General features: G+C 60.4%; 16 protein-coding genes. 4 read left to right on the top strand and 12 right to left on the bottom strand.

The annotated features are described in order from the left end of the window. Window positions 1-60: 60 nt before the first annotated feature. The 6 genes from NR126_RS08465 to xerD all read right to left on the bottom strand — a co-directional run bounded on the left by NR126_RS08465 (window position 61) and on the right by xerD (window position 6,717). Window positions 61-348, bottom strand: a complete 288-nt coding sequence (locus tag NR126_RS08465) for a DUF3509 domain-containing protein (protein ID WP_027619114.1) — start codon at window positions 346-348, stop codon at window positions 61-63. A 171-nt stretch (window positions 349-519) separates the two neighbouring features. Further along, window positions 520-1,878: a transporter substrate-binding domain-containing protein gene (locus tag NR126_RS08460; protein WP_027619115.1), complete on the bottom strand. Its 1,359-nt coding sequence runs from the start codon at window positions 1,876-1,878 to the stop codon at window positions 520-522. 119 nt (window positions 1,879-1,997) lie between these two features. Beyond that, complete coding sequence (gene thrC / locus NR126_RS08455) at window positions 1,998-3,407, bottom strand: threonine synthase (RefSeq protein WP_027619116.1); 1,410 nt, start codon at window positions 3,405-3,407, stop codon at window positions 1,998-2,000. 93 nt (window positions 3,408-3,500) lie between these two features. Then, entirely contained in the window at window positions 3,501-4,805 is a 1,305-nt protein-coding gene (locus NR126_RS08450) for a homoserine dehydrogenase (RefSeq protein ID WP_027619117.1), read from the bottom strand. Window positions 4,806-4,940: 135 nt separating this feature from the next. Continuing rightward, the gene (locus NR126_RS08445) at window positions 4,941-5,672 is read right to left on the bottom strand and encodes a DsbC family protein (protein ID WP_027619118.1); all 732 of its coding nucleotides are present in this window, start codon (window positions 5,670-5,672) and stop codon (window positions 4,941-4,943) included. A gap of 148 nt (window positions 5,673-5,820) precedes the next feature. Continuing rightward, window positions 5,821-6,717, bottom strand: a complete 897-nt coding sequence (xerD, locus tag NR126_RS08440) for a site-specific tyrosine recombinase XerD (protein ID WP_027619119.1) — start codon at window positions 6,715-6,717, stop codon at window positions 5,821-5,823. A 107-nt stretch (window positions 6,718-6,824) separates the two neighbouring features. On the opposite strand from xerD, the gene NR126_RS08435 reads away from it, so the two are divergent. Continuing rightward, complete coding sequence (locus tag NR126_RS08435; RefSeq protein WP_027619120.1) at window positions 6,825-8,636, top strand: sodium:proton antiporter; 1,812 nt, start codon at window positions 6,825-6,827, stop codon at window positions 8,634-8,636. A gap of 57 nt (window positions 8,637-8,693) precedes the next feature. Here NR126_RS08435 and rplS read toward each other — a convergent pair whose 3' ends face one another. The 5 genes from rplS to ffh form a co-directional block, all read right to left on the bottom strand. Then, window positions 8,694-9,044: a 50S ribosomal protein L19 gene (rplS, locus tag NR126_RS08430; protein WP_027619121.1), complete on the bottom strand. Its 351-nt coding sequence runs from the start codon at window positions 9,042-9,044 to the stop codon at window positions 8,694-8,696. 45 nt (window positions 9,045-9,089) lie between these two features. After that, entirely contained in the window at window positions 9,090-9,842 is a 753-nt protein-coding gene (trmD, locus tag NR126_RS08425) for a tRNA (guanosine(37)-N1)-methyltransferase TrmD (RefSeq protein WP_027619122.1), read from the bottom strand. A 2-nt stretch (window positions 9,843-9,844) separates the two neighbouring features. Beyond that, window positions 9,845-10,381 carry a ribosome maturation factor RimM gene (gene rimM, locus NR126_RS08420; protein WP_027619123.1) on the bottom strand — a complete coding sequence of 179 codons (537 nt, stop codon included), beginning with the start codon at window positions 10,379-10,381 and terminating at the stop codon, window positions 9,845-9,847. 5 nt (window positions 10,382-10,386) lie between these two features. Then, on the bottom strand, window positions 10,387-10,638 hold the full coding sequence (gene rpsP / locus NR126_RS08415; RefSeq protein ID WP_003185073.1) for a 30S ribosomal protein S16: 252 nt from the start codon (window positions 10,636-10,638) through the stop codon (window positions 10,387-10,389). A 249-nt stretch (window positions 10,639-10,887) separates the two neighbouring features. Next, the gene (ffh, locus tag NR126_RS08410) at window positions 10,888-12,264 is read right to left on the bottom strand and encodes a signal recognition particle protein (RefSeq protein ID WP_027619124.1); all 1,377 of its coding nucleotides are present in this window, start codon (window positions 12,262-12,264) and stop codon (window positions 10,888-10,890) included. A gap of 208 nt (window positions 12,265-12,472) precedes the next feature. Here ffh and NR126_RS08405 point away from each other — a divergent pair, with 208 nt between their 5' ends. The 3 genes from NR126_RS08405 (at window position 12,473) to NR126_RS08395 (ending at window position 16,076) form a co-directional block, all read left to right on the top strand. Then, the gene (locus NR126_RS08405; RefSeq protein ID WP_027619125.1) at window positions 12,473-13,285 is read left to right on the top strand and encodes an inner membrane protein YpjD; all 813 of its coding nucleotides are present in this window, start codon (window positions 12,473-12,475) and stop codon (window positions 13,283-13,285) included. Window positions 13,286-13,297: 12 nt separating this feature from the next. Beyond that, the gene (locus NR126_RS08400; RefSeq protein WP_027619126.1) at window positions 13,298-14,539 is read left to right on the top strand and encodes a transporter associated domain-containing protein; all 1,242 of its coding nucleotides are present in this window, start codon (window positions 13,298-13,300) and stop codon (window positions 14,537-14,539) included. Between the two features lie 220 nt (window positions 14,540-14,759). After that, entirely contained in the window at window positions 14,760-16,076 is a 1,317-nt protein-coding gene (locus NR126_RS08395) for an MFS transporter (protein ID WP_105755131.1), read from the top strand. Window positions 16,077-16,192: 116 nt separating this feature from the next. On the opposite strand, the gene purT is transcribed toward NR126_RS08395, so the two are convergent. Further along, window positions 16,193-17,374, bottom strand: a complete 1,182-nt coding sequence (purT, locus tag NR126_RS08390; protein WP_027619128.1) for a formate-dependent phosphoribosylglycinamide formyltransferase — start codon at window positions 17,372-17,374, stop codon at window positions 16,193-16,195. Window positions 17,375-17,401 lie beyond the last annotated feature (27 nt).

Here is a 17,401-nt window from a genome sequence, read left to right as displayed (position 1 = left end):
TGCTCTTGAAGGTATAAAATCTGACAGTCTCGACGTGGTGAAGGTTCCCGAAAAAACCAATCAGTGGCTGAGCGCCTGGTGCCGGTCCTGCGCAACGTTGCGCTGGGCCTCGATGGCGCAGGGCTGCAGCCGTCCTTCGGCAATCAACAGGTCCCGGTGCAAGCCATCGACGACATCGGTCAGTAATCGTTTATCCATGAACTGCACCTGATCGAACTCACGCTCAACCACGATGGCGCCCACTGCATTCTTCAAGGTCACCAGGCACTGGCCGTGGACACCCGACGGCGTCAGCGTGACGTGATAAGGGGCCAATGCTTCACCCAACAACAGGCTGATACTTTCCATCTCGATCACCACTCAATAGTTCGAAGACAAAGTGCCAAGGCGCATTCACTGTAAATGACTACCGGCCCGAGAAGAAAGTTCTGCATCGTTACTGCACAGGCGCGATGCCGTCCTGAGTTGGCAGAGCATGCACGGCAAAGATGACAGGAAAAAAACACCGGGTGGTGCAGGTCAGTCACCGGTACGGGACGACCTGCCTCGAGGTTCGGTCCAGCCCCCCACTACGCCGCGTAGCTCGCCGCTTGCGCTGTAGAACGGCACGGTCCATTGATAGATAAACCTGACGCCGTCCTTGAGCATCAGTTGGCGCTCGCCGAAACGACTTTTGCCACTGCTCAATTGCTCCATCATTTCCTCGTGCAGGAGTCTGGCCGTGGCGTCCGGGAGCACATCCATATCGGGCAGGCATTTGCCTTGAGCCCGCTCCAGGCGGACCGACAGGTACTCCTCGTAGCCCTTGTTGCACAGCAGCAGGCGCCCCTGCAGATCGCGCACAAACACCGGATCAGGCATGGCGTTGATCAAGCTGTGCTGAAACGCCAACTGATCGTTCAGCGCCTGTTCCGCCGCCTTGCGTTTTTTCACCTGAATGTTCAGCCGCTGTCGCCATGACACGCTGATCAGGCCAAACACCCCCGCCAGCAAACCGCCCCAGAAAAGCCACGAACGCATGGATTGCCAGGGCGCAGGGGGGACTGCGGCGGTGCCCTCGAGCCATTTTGTGCGGATCGCCTGCAATTCGCCGGGAGGAAGCGCCTCCAGCGCCTTGTTGAGGATGCTCAACAGTTGCGGCTGCTCCTTGCGCAGGGCCAGGTGATCGTGCTCCCACTTGCCTTCCAGGCTCGCACCAATCTTCAGCCGGCCAGCCGGAAACCGGTAGATGGCGTTGTCATTTTCGATGGTCACATCGGCCTCGCCGGTTTCCACCAGCGCACGCGCCTCTGCGTAGGTTTTGACTGAACGCAGCCCGATCTGCGGATACTCATGACGAATGGCGCTTTCCAGTGCATGCCGAGCCGGCAAGGCCAGGACCTTGCCTTGCAACGCCTCCAGCGACTCCACCGGTTGCGCCCCGGCGCGTTCGACGAAGACCCATCCCGAGCCGCCAAACGCATGACTGAAATCCAGGTAAGCCTTGCGCTCCTCGTTCATCGCCAGCGTGGTACTCATGTTGGCTCGTGCACTCTCCAACAGGCCCAACAGGTGCTCCGTGGAAAACGACTCTTCGTGGACAAACTGCAAGCCGGTCATCCGCGAAAGCTGTAAAAGAATATCGTTATTCAGCCCGCTCCAATGGCCCTGCTCGTCCTTGAACAAATACAACGGATACTGCACTGACGCGACAATCACCTGGCGATTATGAGCAATCCAGTCTCGTTCCCGAGCGGACAACTGCAGCGGCTTGCTCGTACCTGCAGGGCTGACGGCCGGGCCATCGGCCTGAGCGGCCCGCATGCAGAGCGCCAACCCCAGCAGACAGGAAAAAAACCACCAGCACACGGCCGGCCTTATGCGTGTCATTGTCCACATGCCCACATCCTTCACTCTGACTGACCCATCCCTGAAGGGCAAAACGGCGACAAGTGTGGCATGCAGGAACAAGAAAGCCCGTCAGGAGACGGGCTTCATGTGTGACAGTTTTTTGCAGATCAGAGTGGCTTGCCGCGATTGCCATGCTGACTGACAAAGGCCTGCACGGCTTTCAGGTCATTTGGCAGAACGGTGCAACGCTCGTCTCGCTCAAACAAATCCGAAAGGTGCGCAGGCAGTTCAAGCGCTTTTCCTACACCAGCCTTTTCCACGGCTTCCGGGAACTTGACCGGATGCGCAGTACCAAGGATCACCATCGGGATATCCAGGCTGCGGCGGCATTCGCGCGCGGCCTTGACGCCAATGGCAGTGTGCGGATCGAGCAGTTCACCGGTCTGGGCAAAGACTTCTGCGATGGTCTCGCAGGTCTGCGCGTCATCCACGGCCAACGAGTCGAACAGTTTGCGCGCTTCAGTCCAGCGCTCCTGCTCGACGCTGAAACCACCGCCCTGCTTGAAGCTGTCCATCAAACCGGCAATGGCTGCACCGTTGCGACCATGCAGGTCGAACAGCAGGCGCTCGAAGTTCGACGAGACCATGATGTCCATCGACGGCGACAGGGTCGCATGCAGGGTTTCCTTGACGTACTGGTTGCCGCTCATGAAGCGGTGCAGGATGTCGTTGCGGTTGGTGGCGACGATCAACTGGTTGATCGGCAGGCCCATGTTGCGCGCCAGGTAGCCGGCGAAGATATCGCCGAAGTTACCGGTCGGCACCGAGAACGCCACCGAACGCGCCGGACCGCCCAACTGCAGGGACGCGTGGAAGTAGTAAACGATCTGGGCCATGATCCGCGCCCAGTTGATCGAGTTCACGGCAACCAGGCGCGTCCCCTTGAGGAAGCTCTGATCGGCGAAGCTGGCCTTGACCATTTCCTGGCAGTCATCGAAGTTGCCTTCGATGGCAATGTTGTGGATGTTGTCGCCGAACAGCGTGGTCATCTGCCGACGCTGAACTTCCGAAACCCGGTTGTGCGGGTGAAGGATAAAGATGTCGACGTTTTCGCAGTGCTTGCAGCCTTCGATCGCCGCCGAACCGGTGTCGCCGGAAGTCGCGCCGACAATTACCACGCGCTCGCCGCGCTTCTCCAGCACGTAGTCGAGCAGGCGACCGAGCAGTTGCAGGGCGAAGTCCTTGAACGCCAGGGTCGGGCCGTGGAACAGTTCAAGCACCCATTCATTGCCGTTGAGTTGACGCAAAGGCGCCACGGCATTGTGGGAAAACGCGCCGTAGGTCGCTTCAAGAATCTTCTTGAAATCGGCATCCGGAATGCTGCCGGTAACGAACGGGCGCATCACCCGGAATGCCAGCTCGTGGTAAGGCAGGCCAGCCCAGGAAGCGATCTCTTCCTGGGTGAAACGCGGCAGGTTCTCGGGCACGTACAGGCCGCCATCGCTGGCCAGACCGGCCAACAGGACGTCTTCGAAATTCAGGGCCGGTGCCTGGCCGCGGGTACTGATATAGCGCATTGGGGCAAACCTTCGGTTTGAGCTTGGGGCTGCAAGCGGCAAGTGAACGCTGAACCGCCTTTCACTTGCCGCTTGCCGCTCGCCGCTGCTGTATTAATTCAAATGTTCGACACGGATACGTACTACCGGACCGTCAACGCCCTGCAGCGCTTCAAGGGCGGTAATCGCATCGTTCATGCGCTGCTCCAGCACACGGTGCGTCAGCAGAATCATTGGCACCAGGCCGTCGTGTTCTTCGACTTCCTTTTGCATGATCGATTCGATGTTGATACCGCGTTCCGACAGAATGCTCGCCACCTGGGCCAGTACGCCCGGATGATCCTTGGCCTGGATACGCAGGTAGTAGGCACTTTCGCAGGCGTCGATCGGCAGGATCGGGTGCGCCGACAGGGTGTCCGGGTGGAACGCCAAGTGCGGTACACGGTTCTCCGGGTCGCTGGTCATGGCGCGAACCACATCCACCAGATCGGCGATGACCGACGAAGCGGTGGGCTCCATGCCGGCGCCAGCGCCGTAGAACAGGGTCGAACCGGCCGCGTCACCGTTGACCATGACTGCGTTCATCACGCCATTGACGTTAGCGATCAGGCGATCGGCCGGGATCAGCGTCGGGTGAACGCGCAACTCGATACCACTGGCGGTGCTGCGCGCCACGCCGAGGTGCTTGATGCGATAGCCCAGGGCTTCGGCGTAATTCACGTCAGCGGTGGTCAGCTTGGTGATGCCTTCCGTGTAGGCCTTGTCGAATTGCAGCGGAATACCGAAGGCAATCGACGCCAGGATCGTCAGCTTGTGCGCGGCATCGATGCCTTCGACGTCGAACGTCGGATCGGCTTCGGCGTAGCCGAGCGCCTGGGCTTCGGCGAGCACGTCTTCAAAGGTACGGCCCTTCTCACGCATTTCGGTGAGGATGAAGTTGCCAGTACCGTTGATGATGCCTGCGACCCAGTTGATGCGGTTGGCCGACAGGCCTTCACGAATCGCCTTGATCACCGGGATGCCGCCAGCCACTGCCGCTTCGAAGGCAACAATCACACCCTTCTCGCGAGCCTTGGCGAAAATTTCATTACCGTGAACAGCGATAAGCGCCTTGTTCGCGGTGACCACATGCTTGCCATTCTCGATGGCCTTGAGTACCAGCTCGCGGGCAACGGTATAGCCGCCCATCAGCTCTATAACGATGTCGATCTCAGGGTTCGTGGCCACATCGAAGACATCGTTGGTAATCGCAATACCGGTCGTCTGGAACTGAGGCTTTGGCGTGCGCATGGCAATTTGTGCCACTTCGATTCCACGCCCGGCACGACGAGCAATTTCCTCGGCGTTGCGCTGAAGTACGTTGAAGGTGCCGCCACCGACGGTACCTAACCCACAGATGCCTACTTTGACCGGATTCACTCTGAACTCCCCATAAAACGGCCGACTCGAGGCCGGCCGTGGAAACAGCCGCATAGCATGCGGCTCTCTATTAATGGAGCGTCGACTGCTGTCGCCGCTCCATGATCGTCAAAGGCTTACCGTGACGACGCAGGATTATTTCGCACCCAGCGCCAGTTTGGCCACTTGTGGCGCTGGCTGGTAGCCCGGAATGACCTGACCATCGGCCAAAACGATGGCCGGTGTGCCGTTCACGCCAATCGACTGGCCAAGGGCGAACTGTTTCGACACTGGGTTATCGCACTTGGCGGCCTTGATTTCCTTGCCGTCGACCATCTTGTCCATGGCCGCTTTCTTATCGGCCGAGCACCATACATTCTGCAGTTGCTCATCACCTGGCGAACCCAGGCCCTGACGCGGGAAAGCAACATAACGCACTTCTACCCCGAGTTTGTTCAGGGCTGGCACTTCAGCGTGCAATTTGTGGCAATACGGGCAGGTGGTATCGGTAAAGACGGTGATGTGAGTCTTGGTTTCGCCGATGGCCGGGTAAACCACGGTTTCAGCGACCGGAATACCGTTGACCAGCTTGGCGATGCCCAGGCGCTCGGTTTTTTCGGTGAGGTTGACCGGCTTGCCATCCTTGAGCTGGAACAGGTAGCCCTGGACGATGTACTGGCCGTCGGCGCTGGCGTAAAGGACGCGACTGCCCTTGAGTTTGACTTCGTACAGGCCGGCCAGCGGGCTGGCGCTGATGGTTTCGATCGGCGTGTCGAGCTGGAGGGTTTCGAGGCTCTTGCGGATGGCTTTGTCAGCCGCATCATCGGCGACGGCGAAAGTGCTGAGCAGCGCAATGGCGGCAGCGACGAAAATCTGGGTCAGACGCATGGGAACTCCTGAAGGCGGACAAATGGATCGGCCAGAACACCGCTGTCGCTACAGCGGGTCAAACCGTCCATCGTGCAAACCGGCAAAGCCTATCACATAAGGCTTGGCGGGGCGGAATGTGGGTGATGCAAGGTGTTTGCCGATGCTTTCAACCCCGCGGGTGATGCTTGGCATGCAGGTCCTGCAAGCGCGCCCGAGCCACGTGGGTGTAAATCTGGGTGGTCGACAAATCGCTATGACCGAGGAGCATCTGCACCACCCGCAAATCCGCGCCGTGATTAAGCAGATGCGTGGCGAAGGCATGGCGCAGGGTGTGGGGCGACAGCGACTTGCCAATCCCGGCGACCCTGGCCTGGTGCTTGATCCGATGCCAGAACGTCTGGCGAGTCATCTGCTCGCCGCGCAAACTGGGAAACAGCACGTCACTGGGACGCCCGCCGAGCAACTCGACACGGGCATCGCGCAGGTAACGCTCGACCCAGACGATCGCCTCTTCGCCCATCGGCACCAGGCGCTCCTTGCTGCCTTTGCCCATGACTCGCAGCACGCCCTGACGCAGGTTGACCTGTTCCAGGGTCAGGCTGATCAACTCGGTGACCCGCAGCCCGCAGGCGTACAACACTTCGAGCATGGCCCGGTCGCGCTGGCCGATCGCCTCGCTCAGGTCCGGCGCCTTGAGCAGCGCTTCGACGTCGGCTTCCGACAACGACTTGGGCAGCGGCCGACCCAATTGCGGCATGTCGACCCGCAGCGTCGGGTCCACGGCGATCATTTTTTCCCGCAAGAGATAGCGATAAAACCCACGCACACCCGAGAGAAACCTTGCTGTGGACCGGGGTTTGTAGCCCTGCTCAACACGCCAGGCCAAGTGATCGAGAATCAGTTCGCGTCCAGCGTTGGGCAACTCTACCCCCTGCTCCTGAAGCCAACCGTTGAACAGTGCCAAATCACTGCGATAAGCGTCTCGGGTGTTGTCGGATAGGCCCTTCTCCAGCCACAAGGCGTCGAGGAACTGGTCGATCAGCGGGTGTTCTATAGCGGGCATGGGCACTCAAGACACGCAGGCCAGGCACTGCGCGCAAAAAAATAGTGAACGGTCAGGATGCCCGCTAGTCTTTCATAGCTGGCCATTTCAAGGAACAGGGAGTCTCAATGAACGAGCAGCAAATCCTCTTGGCCTTCGGCGGCATCGGTGCGGCAGCCATTGGTTGCCAATGGCTGGCCTGGCGCCTGAAATTACCGGCCATTCTGTTTCTACTGTTGGCCGGCATCGTCATGGGCCCGATCATCGGCTGGCTGGATCCGCAAGAGATGTTCGGCCCTTTGCTGATGCCACTGGTATCGCTGGCAGTGGCGTTGATCCTGTTCGAAGGCAGCCTGACCCTGCACCTCTCGCAATGGCGGGAAATCGGCAGCGTGGTACGCCGCCTGGTAACCCTCGGTGCCCTCTCCACCTGGCTGGTGATTGCCGTGGCGACCCACTGGCTGCTGGGTTTCGACTGGCTGCTGGCAATCCTGTTCGGCACCCTGACGCTGGTTACCGGCCCCACGGTGATCGTACCGATGCTGCGGGTGGTGCGGCCCAAGGCGTCGATCGCCAATATCCTGCGCTGGGAGGGCATCGTCATCGATCCGATCGGCGCGCTGCTGGCGGTGGTGGTCTACAGCTTTATCATCGCCAGTGCCGACGGCAACGGCCTCAAGGACAGTCTGCTGACCTTCGGCGGGGTGATTGTCTGTGGCGGCCTGTTCGGCATCGGCGGCGGGTATGCGCTAGGCACGCTGATTCGCCGCCAATGGCTGCCGGAATACCTGCACAACCTGGCCTCCCTCGCCGCAGTGCTTGGCATCTTCATTGCTGCCAACCAAACGATCCATGAGTCAGGTTTGCTGGCAGTGACCTTGATGGGCATGTGGTTGGCCAACATGAAAGGCGTGGACGTCCGACATATCCTGCACTTCAAGGAAAACCTCAGCGTCCTGCTGATTTCCGGCCTGTTCATTCTGCTGGCGGCACGCCTGGACCTGGACGCCATGCTCGCCTTGGGGCCACTGGTGCTGCTGTTATTGCTGGTGATTCAGTTCATCGCCCGCCCGCTGAACGTCGCATTGTCGACCGCAGGGTCGAACCTGAACTGGCGTGAGCGCGCGCTGTTGGCCTGGATTGCACCGCGCGGGATAGTGGCGGCGGCGGTATCGGCGATTTTTGCGATTCGCCTGGACGAGGCCGGTCATCAAGGCGCACTGCTGCTGGTGCCACTGACGTTTGCGGTAATCATCGGTACCGTAGTCCTGCAGAGCGCCACCGCCCGACCATTGGCACGTCTGCTGAAGGTCGCCGAGCCGGCGCCGAGTGGCTTTCTGATTGTCGGTGCCAACGGGCCGGCGCGCGCCCTGGGCAAAGCCTTGCAACAGCTGGACAGCCGCGTGCTGCTGACGGATTCGAGCTGGGAAAACATTCGCGCGGCGCGCATGGAGGGATTGCCTACCTACTTCGGCAACCCGGCCTCACAGCACGCCGATGCACACCTGGATCTGGTCGGCCTCGGCCACCTGCTGACCCTGTCCCCCTCGGGCGAGCTGAACACCCTGGCGACTATGCGTTTTCGCCATGAGTTCGGCCATCAGCGGATGTTCTCCCTGGCGAGCGGCCAGGAAAATCGTCGCACCGATAAACATCGGGCGAGCCTTGAGCATCGCGGGCAACTGCTGGGCAGCCAGGCATTGACCTATACCAAGCTGGCCAGCCTGCTCGGCCAGGGCGCCGAGTTGTATACCACGCACCTGACGGAGGGTTTTGGCTGGGAGGATTACAAGGCGCTGCACGGCGAGCGCGCAACTCTGTTGTTCGCCCGTGATAGCAGCGACTGGGTCTATGTGGTGACACCCGATAGCGCGCTCAAGCCCGGCCCCGGCTGGACCCTGGTGGCGCTGATCCAGCCGGAAACCCATGGCGCTGAATAAATCGCAGACAACAAAAAAGCAGCCCGTAGGCTGCTTTTTCTGCATCGGAAGCTGGACTTAAGCCAGTTTTTCCTTGATGCGAGCTGCTTTACCCGACAGATCACGCAGGTAGTACAGCTTGGCTTTACGCACGTCACCGCGACGCTTGACAGCCATGCTTTCGATTTGCGGGCTGTAGGTCTGGAAAGTACGCTCTACGCCAACACCGTTGGAGATTTTACGAACAGTGAAAGCACTGTTCACGCCACGGTTACGCTTGGCGATTACTACGCCTTCGAACGCTTGCAGACGCGCGCGGTCACCTTCCTTCACTTTCACCTGAACGACAATGGTGTCGCCCGGGGCAAAGGTAGGGATCTCTTTGGTCATCTGCTCTGCTTCGAGTGCAAGGATGATTTTGTTAGTCATGCTGTGCTCCTAAGGTAAATCGTCGGATCTACCATCGATACGTTGTTAACTATCGTCCCGCTCGCGGATGTATTCCTCGAGCAGCTTCTTCTCTTCTCCAGAAAGCGAGCGGCTTTCCAGAAGATCGGCGCGTCGTTCATAGGTCCGACCAAGGGACTGCTGTAAACGCCAACGCCGGATGTGTGCGTGGTTGCCACTCAGCAACACGTCGGGAACACGCTGATCCGCATACACCTCCGGTCGGGTGTAGTGCGGGCAATCCAGCAGACCATCCGTAAAGGAATCTTCCTCGGCGGAGTCCGCATGCCCTAAAGCTCCAGGCAGCAGTCGCGTAACCGCGTCAATCAGGACCATGGCCGGCAGCTCACCGCCAGACAATACATAGTCGCCAATCGACCACTCTTCATCGACATGAGCATCAATAAATCGCTCGTCAATGCCTTCATAGCGGCCGGCAATCAGGATCAATGATTCCTCATTCGCCAACTCGCGTACCGCCGACTGAGTCAGTTGACGGCCTTGGGGCGACAGATAAATTACCTTCGCCGCCTCCCCGGCTGCTGCCTTGGCCTGAACCAGTGCATCTTCCAGGGGCTTGATCTTCATCACCATGCCCGGGCCACCGCCAAATGGGCGATCGTCCACAGTGTGATGTCGATCCGTCGTGTAGTCTCGCGGGTTCCAACAAGCCAGCTGCAAGAGCCCCTGTTTCACCGCACGACTGGTGATGCCGTAGTCGCTGATGGCGGAAAACATCTCGGGAAACAAACTGATCACTTCTACGCGCAAGTTAGCCACGCTTAGAAGTCCGCATCCCAATCCACCTTCATCTCGCCCGCTGCCAGGTCGACTGCCAACACGCATTGCTCCGTATAGGGCAACAGGCGTTCGCGATCATCCAGGCTGCCAGCGCAAGGCTTGACCACCATGACATCGTTCGAGCCGGTCTCCAGCAGGTGATCGATTTTCCCGAACAGTTGCCCGAGTGTGTCGATGACCTTAAGACCTTCCAGCTGGTACCAGTAGTACTCGCCGTCAGTCAGTTCAGGGAACAGGTTGCGTGGCACGCAGATCTCATAACCGGCGAGAAGACGAGCTTCTTCACGATCATCGAGACCCTTGAGCTTTGCGACCAGGAACTTGTCGTTCCCGCGTCCGCTGACCAGCTCTACCTGCTTGACATCGCCTTCGCGCTTGAGCGTCCAGGATTTGTAATTGAGCAGGTTCTTGATCGGATCAGTAAAGGAATACACCTTCACTTCGCCGCGAACGCCGTGAACAGAATAAATTTTGCCGATAACGATCAAATCATCAGCAATGTCTGGCGTCGCGTTCATATTGCTCAGGCCGCAGCCTTAGCAGATTCCTTCAGCAACTGAGCAACGCGCTCAGAAGGTTGTGCACCAACGCTCAGCCAGTAGGCTACGCGCTCTTGGTTCACGGACAGACGGATTTCCTGACCACGAGCAACAGGGTTGAAGAAACCAACCTGTTCCTTGTGCGAACCGTCGCGCGGGTTGCGGCTGTCGGTTACGGTCAGGTGGTAGAACGGGCGCTTTTTGGAGCCGCCAAGGGCAAGACGGATTGTTAGCATGTGAACATAGTTCCTGTAGTCGGTGCTGCAAATCTAAACGCACAGCGGGCATAGGTGCCCGAAAGGCCGCATATTCTAAGGAATATCCGGACTTTTGCAAATGACTTTTTCCGACGCCTGTCGGTGTGCGCTGCAGATTTGCGATAGAGCCGCTGCGAACAACGGCGAGTCAGTGCCTGCCAGGGCAGGTCACTGTCGTCCCCACATCCCTGTGGGAGACACGCCGGCAAAGCTGCCGGCGCGAATTCTTCAGAGCTTCGGCATGCCGCCGCCGGGCAACATACCGCCCATGCCGCGCATCATTTTCGCCATCCCGCCCTTGGCAGAGAATTTCTTCATCATCTTCTGCATCTGTTTGTGCTGCTTGATCAAGCGACCGATGTCCTGCACCTGGGTGCCGGAACCCATGGCGATCCGACGCTTGCGCGAGCCGCTGATCAGCTCAGGATCGCGGCGCTCGGCCGGGGTCATGGAGTTGATGATGGCTTCCATCTGCTTGAACTGCTTCTCTGCCGCACCCTGGGCATTACCCATTTGCGCCAGGTTGACGCCGCCGATGTTCGGCAACTTGTCCATGAGCCCACCGAGGCCGCCCATGTTCTTCATCTGTTGCAGCTGATCGCGGAAGTCTTCGAGGTCGAAGCCTTTACCCTTCTTCAGCTTTTTCGCCAGCTTGTCGGCCTTGTCCTTGTCGAGGGTCTGTTCGGCCTGCTCGATCAGACTGAGCACGTCGCCCATGCCGAGGATGCGCGAAGCGATACGCTCGGGGTGGAACGGCTCCAGGGCTTCGGTTTTTTCGCCCATACCGATGAACTTGATCGGCTTGCCGGTAATGGAACGCACCGACAACGCGGCACCGCCACGGGCATCACCGTCGACCTTGGTCAGGATCACACCGGTCAGCGGCAGCGCATCACCAAAGGCTTTGGCCGTATTGGCGGCGTCCTGGCCAGTCATGGCGTCGACCACGAACAGGGTTTCGACCGGCTTGATCGCGGCGTGCAGGGCCTTGATCTCGCCCATCATCTCTTCGTCGATGTGCAGGCGACCGGCGGTATCGACGATGACCACGTCGATGAACTTCAGCCTGGCTTCTTTAATAGCCGCTTCGGCGATGTCGACCGGCTTCTGGCTCAGGTCGGACGGAAAAAAGGTGACGCCGATGTCGTTGGCCAGGGTTTCCAGCTGCTTGATCGCCGCCGGACGGTAGACGTCCGCGGACACCACCATCACCGACTTCTTCTTGCGCTCTTTAAGGAAGCGCGCCAGCTTGCCGGCGGTGGTGGTCTTACCAGCGCCCTGCAGGCCCGCCATCAATACGACGGCTGGCGGCACGGCGCTCAGGTTCAGATCTTCGTTGGCCGCGCCCATCAGGCTTTCGAGTTCGGCCTGGACAATCTTCACGAAGGCCTGGCCCGGCGTCAGGCTGCGCGACACCTCGGTGCCGACAGCGCGCTCCTTGACCGAATTGACGAAGTCCTTGACCACTGGCAAGGCAACGTCAGCCTCCAGCAACGCCATGCGCACTTCACGCAGGGTGTCTTTGATATTGTCTTCGGTCAGCTTGGCCTTGCCGGTGACATGGCGCAGCGTCTGCGAGAGACGGTCGGTTAAGTTTTCAAACATGCGCGATCCTTTCAGGCCCTAAGGAAGACCGGGTAATGGCGGCCCAGACCGTGAAATACAGGTGCTCGGCGAGCCTGCGGCGGGGGCAGGTCGCGGATTATAGCGAAGACTGCGTCTGGCGCACACCCGCCGTCTCGTTGTGCGGTCTTTCATGCGACGAGGGTTGTATGCCAAACTCGTTGTCTTTCGGGCTTGCCTAACAGGACTTATGCTCCCTTTGTCACCCAGTTTGCTCACTACACTCGCCGCCGCCTGCTTATATGCCGCTGCGACCTTCTATCAGGGCTCTCGCCTCGCCACAGGCGCCAAGGCGAACAAACGCCTGCTGGTAACGCTCGGCATCCTTGCCGTGCTGACCCACAGCGCGAGCCTGTTCGCTCACCTGATGACGCCGATCGGCCTGGGCCTGGACTTTTTCAGTGCCGCCAGCCTGATCGCTGCCGCCGTGATCGCCCTGACCCTGCTGGCCACCTCGCGCATCCCGGTGGAAAACTTGCTGCTACTGCTGTTTCCGCTAGGCATGGCCACAGTCCTGCTGGCGCAGTTCGCGCCGTCCGGGACAGTGCAGGTGATCGACGAGGAGCCAGGCATCCTCGCCCACATCCTGCTGTCGATCCTCGCGTACGGGATGTTCACCATTGCGGTGTTCCAGGCGCTGCTATTGCTGCTGCAGGACCATCAACTCAAGCACAAGCACCCGTCCGGGCTGATCAAGAACTTTCCGCCGCTGCAAACCATGGAAAGCCTGCTGTTCGGCTTTCTCTGGGCCGGCTGGACCCTGCTGTCGCTGTCACTGATTTCCGGCTGGCTGTTCGTCGAAAATCTGTTTGCCCAGCACCTGGTGCACAAGACCCTGCTTGCGTGTCTGGCGTGGATCGTCTTCAGCGTCTTGCTGTGGGGGCGCACCCGCCTCGGCTGGCGCGGTCACAAGGCGATCCGCTGGACCCTCGCTGGTTTCTGCCTGCTGATGCTGGCCTATTTCGGCAGCAAGCTGGTCCGCGAATTCATCCTGCACATCTGACGGGCATTCGTTATGGACAACCTGCCCATAGGGCCATTACTCGCTGTTCTGGCCCTGTTGATCCTCTGGTCCGCCCTGTTCACCGCCATCGAAGCTGCACAGCAGCACTTGCTGGCCCAGCGCACCGCCTCGCGTTCCAATGACAGGCCTGTGGCGCGCCTGAACTTCCCGCTGAGCAGCCTCATCCTCTGCAACACCCTCTGCCGCTCGCTGGTGGTGATCATTAGCACCCTGCTCGCGGTGTTCGGCTGGGCGGACAACGGTCCGTGGCTGGCCTGCCTCGGCGCGACGGCAGCCTTACTGGTCTTCGCCGATTACCTGCCACGCACCCTCGCCAGCCGCTACCCGGATGCCGTCTTGAGCCTGGGCAATACGCTGCTGGCTGTGCCCCTGAAGATGCTCTACCCGCTGGCCTGGCTGCTCAGCGGAATCAGCCTGCTGCTGCTCAAGCCTCTGGCGCGCAAACCCAAGGTGGTCCAGCAGAGCGACGACGAGCCCGCGCCGGCACAAAACACCAACCTCGACGGCGAGCACGCCGTATGCCGGCCACACGCCCTGCCCGGCATTCATGCGCTGGACAACATTACCGTCAACGATATTCTGGTACCGCGCAGCGAAGTGGACGGAATCAACCTCGACGAGCCAATCGGAGCGATCATCGAGCAATTGCGGGCCAACCGACGCACACGCCTGCCGGTGTTCCACAGTGACATCAACCAGGTCGAAGCGGTGCTCAATACCCGCCAGATCAGGCACTTGCTGGCGGACGCCAGCCTGACCAAGGAGGCCTTGCTGGCCGCCTGCCACGAGCCATACTTCGTACCGGAAAGCACCCCACTGCAACTGCAACTGCTGAACTTCCACAAGCAGCAGCGTCGCCTGGGCATGGTGGTCGACGAGTACGGCGAAGTCCAAGGCATCGTCACCCTGGAAGACATTCTCGAAGAAATCGTCGGCGAATTCGAAAGCCAGCACAGCCTCGACAACCCGCACATCCATCCACAAGCCGACGGCCGTCTGATAATCGACGGCGCGGCCTCGATCCGCGAGCTGAACAAAAGCCTCGGCTGGCACCTGCCCAGCGACGGCCCGAAAACCCTCAACGGCCTGGTGACCGAAGCCCTGGAAACCATCCCGGACTGCCCGGTGTGCCTGAAAATCGGCCGCTATCGCCTGGAAATCCTCGAAACCGAAGACAATCGGGTCAGCCAGGTATTGATCTGGCAAACGGCTTCCACGCCAGCAGTGCGCTAAGCCCCCTTGTTGAATCGTTAGCCTCCTTTCTATAATCCAAACGCTTACCCAAGCGCCGCCGCAGACCGTGCTACCCGCACTCAGCGTCCTGCGGCAAGATCCGCGACTATCCGGCGAACGCTCCTACCTTGAGCCTGCGCCGCGCCCCACCCCACATCCCTGGGTGCTTCAACCATAATAATTCGCTCCTCGCGAGCACATGACTGTCAGGGATAACCGCATGACCACGAGCACCACCTACGGCGCCGATACGCCTGCCCAACCGACGAACTCCGCGACCCGGGTCGCTACGGCGAGCTTTATCGGCACCGCCATCGAGTTCTACGACTTTTACGTCTACGCCACCGCCGCCGCACTGGTGATCGGCCCGGTGTTCTTTCCCCAGACCTCCGGCACGGCGCAGATGCTGTCGGCCTTCCTGACCTTCGGCATCGCCTTCCTCGCCCGGCCGCTGGGTTCAGCACTGTTCGGCCACTTTGGTGACCGCATCGGCCGTAAATCGACGCTGGTCGCTTCTCTGCTGCTGATGGGTGTCTGCACCACCCTGATCGGCGTGTTGCCAGGTTACGACAGCATTGGTGCCTGGGCGCCGATCCTGCTCTGCGTGCTGCGCTTTGGCCAGGGCCTGGGATTGGGCGGCGAATGGGGTGGTGCAGCCTTGCTCGCCACCGAGAACGCGCCGAAAGGCAAACGCGCCTGGTTCGGCATGTTCCCGCAACTGGGGCCTTCAATTGGTTTCCTGGCGGCCAACGGCCTTTTTCTGACGCTGGCCATGACCCTGGACGACGAACAGTTCCGCTCCTGGGGCTGGCGCATCCCGTTCCTGCTCAGTGCCGCGCTGGTGATGGTCGGCCTGTACGTGCGCCTGAAGCTGCATGAAACCCCGGTCTTCGCCAACGCCGTGGCTCGCCAGGAGCGAGTGAAGATCCCGCTGGTCGAGCTGTTCAGCCAGTACTGGGCGCCGATGCTGCTGGGCGCCGCGGCAATGGTGGTGTGCTACGCACTGTTCTACATCTCCACGGTATTTTCCCTGAGTTACGGCGTGTCGACCCTGGGCTACAGCCGCGAAACCTTCCTCGGCCTGCTGTGTTTCGCCGTGCTGTTCATGGCCGCCGCCACACCGCTGTCGGCATGGGCCAGCGACCGTTTTGGGCGCAAGCCGGTGCTGATCATCGGTGGCGTGCTGGCGGTGTTGTCGGGCTTCACCATGGAACCCTTGCTGACCCACGGCAGCACCTGGGGCGTAGCGCTGTTCCTGTGCATCGAGCTGTTTCTGATGGGGGTGACTTTCGCCCCGATGGGCGCGCTGTTGCCGGAACTGTTTCCGACGCATGTACGCTACACGGGCGCATCGGCGGCCTACAACCTGGGCGGCATTGTCGGCGCCTCCGCAGCCCCATTCTTCGCCCAGAAACTGGTGGCGATGGGCGGCTTGAGTTGGGTTGGCGGGTATGTGTCGGCGGCTGCGGTGCTCAGCTTGATCGCTGTGCTGTGCCTGAAGGAAACGCGCAATAACGACTTGGATCGGGTGGTGTGAACCAACCCTGGAGCGAGCCTGCTCGCGATGAACGTCAACGATAACACTGGGTGCCTGACACTGCGCAGCGCTCTCAGGTTCATCGCGAGCAGGCTCGCTCCTACAAGGGACCTGCGTTACAGCTCGACAACAACCGCCTGCGAGGCGCGCATGGCCTTGGCCCGTGCCGCTTCGATCGACTCGTCGCGGGCCAAGGCCACGCCCATGCGACGCTGGCCATTAACCTCAGGCTTGCCGAACAGGCGCAATGCCGTATCCGGTTCGGCCAATGCCGCGCCGAGGTTGGCGAACGCGGTCTGGGTCGATTGCCCTTCTACCAGGATCACCGCCGAGGCCGAAGGCCCGAACTGACGGATCAGCGGGATCGGCAGGCCGAGAATCGCCCGGGCGTGCAGGGCAAACTGCGACAGGTCCTGCGAGATCAGGGTTACCAGGCCAGTATCGTGGGGGCGTGGCGAGACTTCGCTGAACCACACCTGATCACCCTTGATGAACAGTTCGACGCCAAACATCCCACGACCACCCAGGGCCTCGGTCACGGCCTTGGCCACCCGCTCGGATTCCGCCAGGGCAATCGGACTCATGGCTTGTGGCTGCCAGGATTCCTGGTAATCGCCCTTCTCCTGACGGTGGCCGACCGGCGCACAGAACGTGGTGCCGCCAATGTGGCGTACGGTGAGCAGGGTGATTTCGTAGTCGAAATCGATGAAACCTTCGACGATTACTCGCCCTTTACCGGCACGTCCGCCTTCCTGCGCGTAGTCCCAGGCCTTCTGCACGTCATCGGCGCTGCGCAACAGGCTCTGGCCTTTGCCCGACGAGCTCATGACCGGCTTGACCACGCACGGGAAACCGAGGTCGTCGACGGCCTTGCGGTAGTCTTCCACGGTGTCGGCGAAGTGGTATGGCGAGGTCGGCAGGTCCAGCTCTTCAGCGGCCAGGCGGCGGATGCCTTCACGATTCATGGTCAACTGGGCGGCGCGCGCGGTCGGGATCACGGTGAAGCCTTCGGCTTCCAGCTCGACCAGGGTGGCGGTGGCGATGGCTTCGATTTCCGGCACGATGAAGTGCGGCTTCTCGGCCTCGATCACTGCGCGCAGTGCCGCGCCATCGAGCATGTTGATCACATGGCTGCGATGCGCCACCTGCATGGCCGGCGCATCCGCGTAACGGTCCACGGCGATCACTTCAACGCCCAGGCGCTGCAGCTCGATCACCACTTCCTTGCCCAACTCACCACAGCCACACAGCAATACGCGGGTCGCGGTTGGCGACAATGGAGTTCCGATACGAGTCATTTGCAGTTCCTCAAAGGAGCGGATCAT

The sequence above is a fragment of the Pseudomonas sp. Pse1 genome (assembly GCF_024519635.1).
Taxonomy (GTDB): domain Bacteria; phylum Pseudomonadota; class Gammaproteobacteria; order Pseudomonadales; family Pseudomonadaceae; genus Aquipseudomonas.
This window is presented reverse-complemented; position numbering and strand designations above follow the sequence as displayed.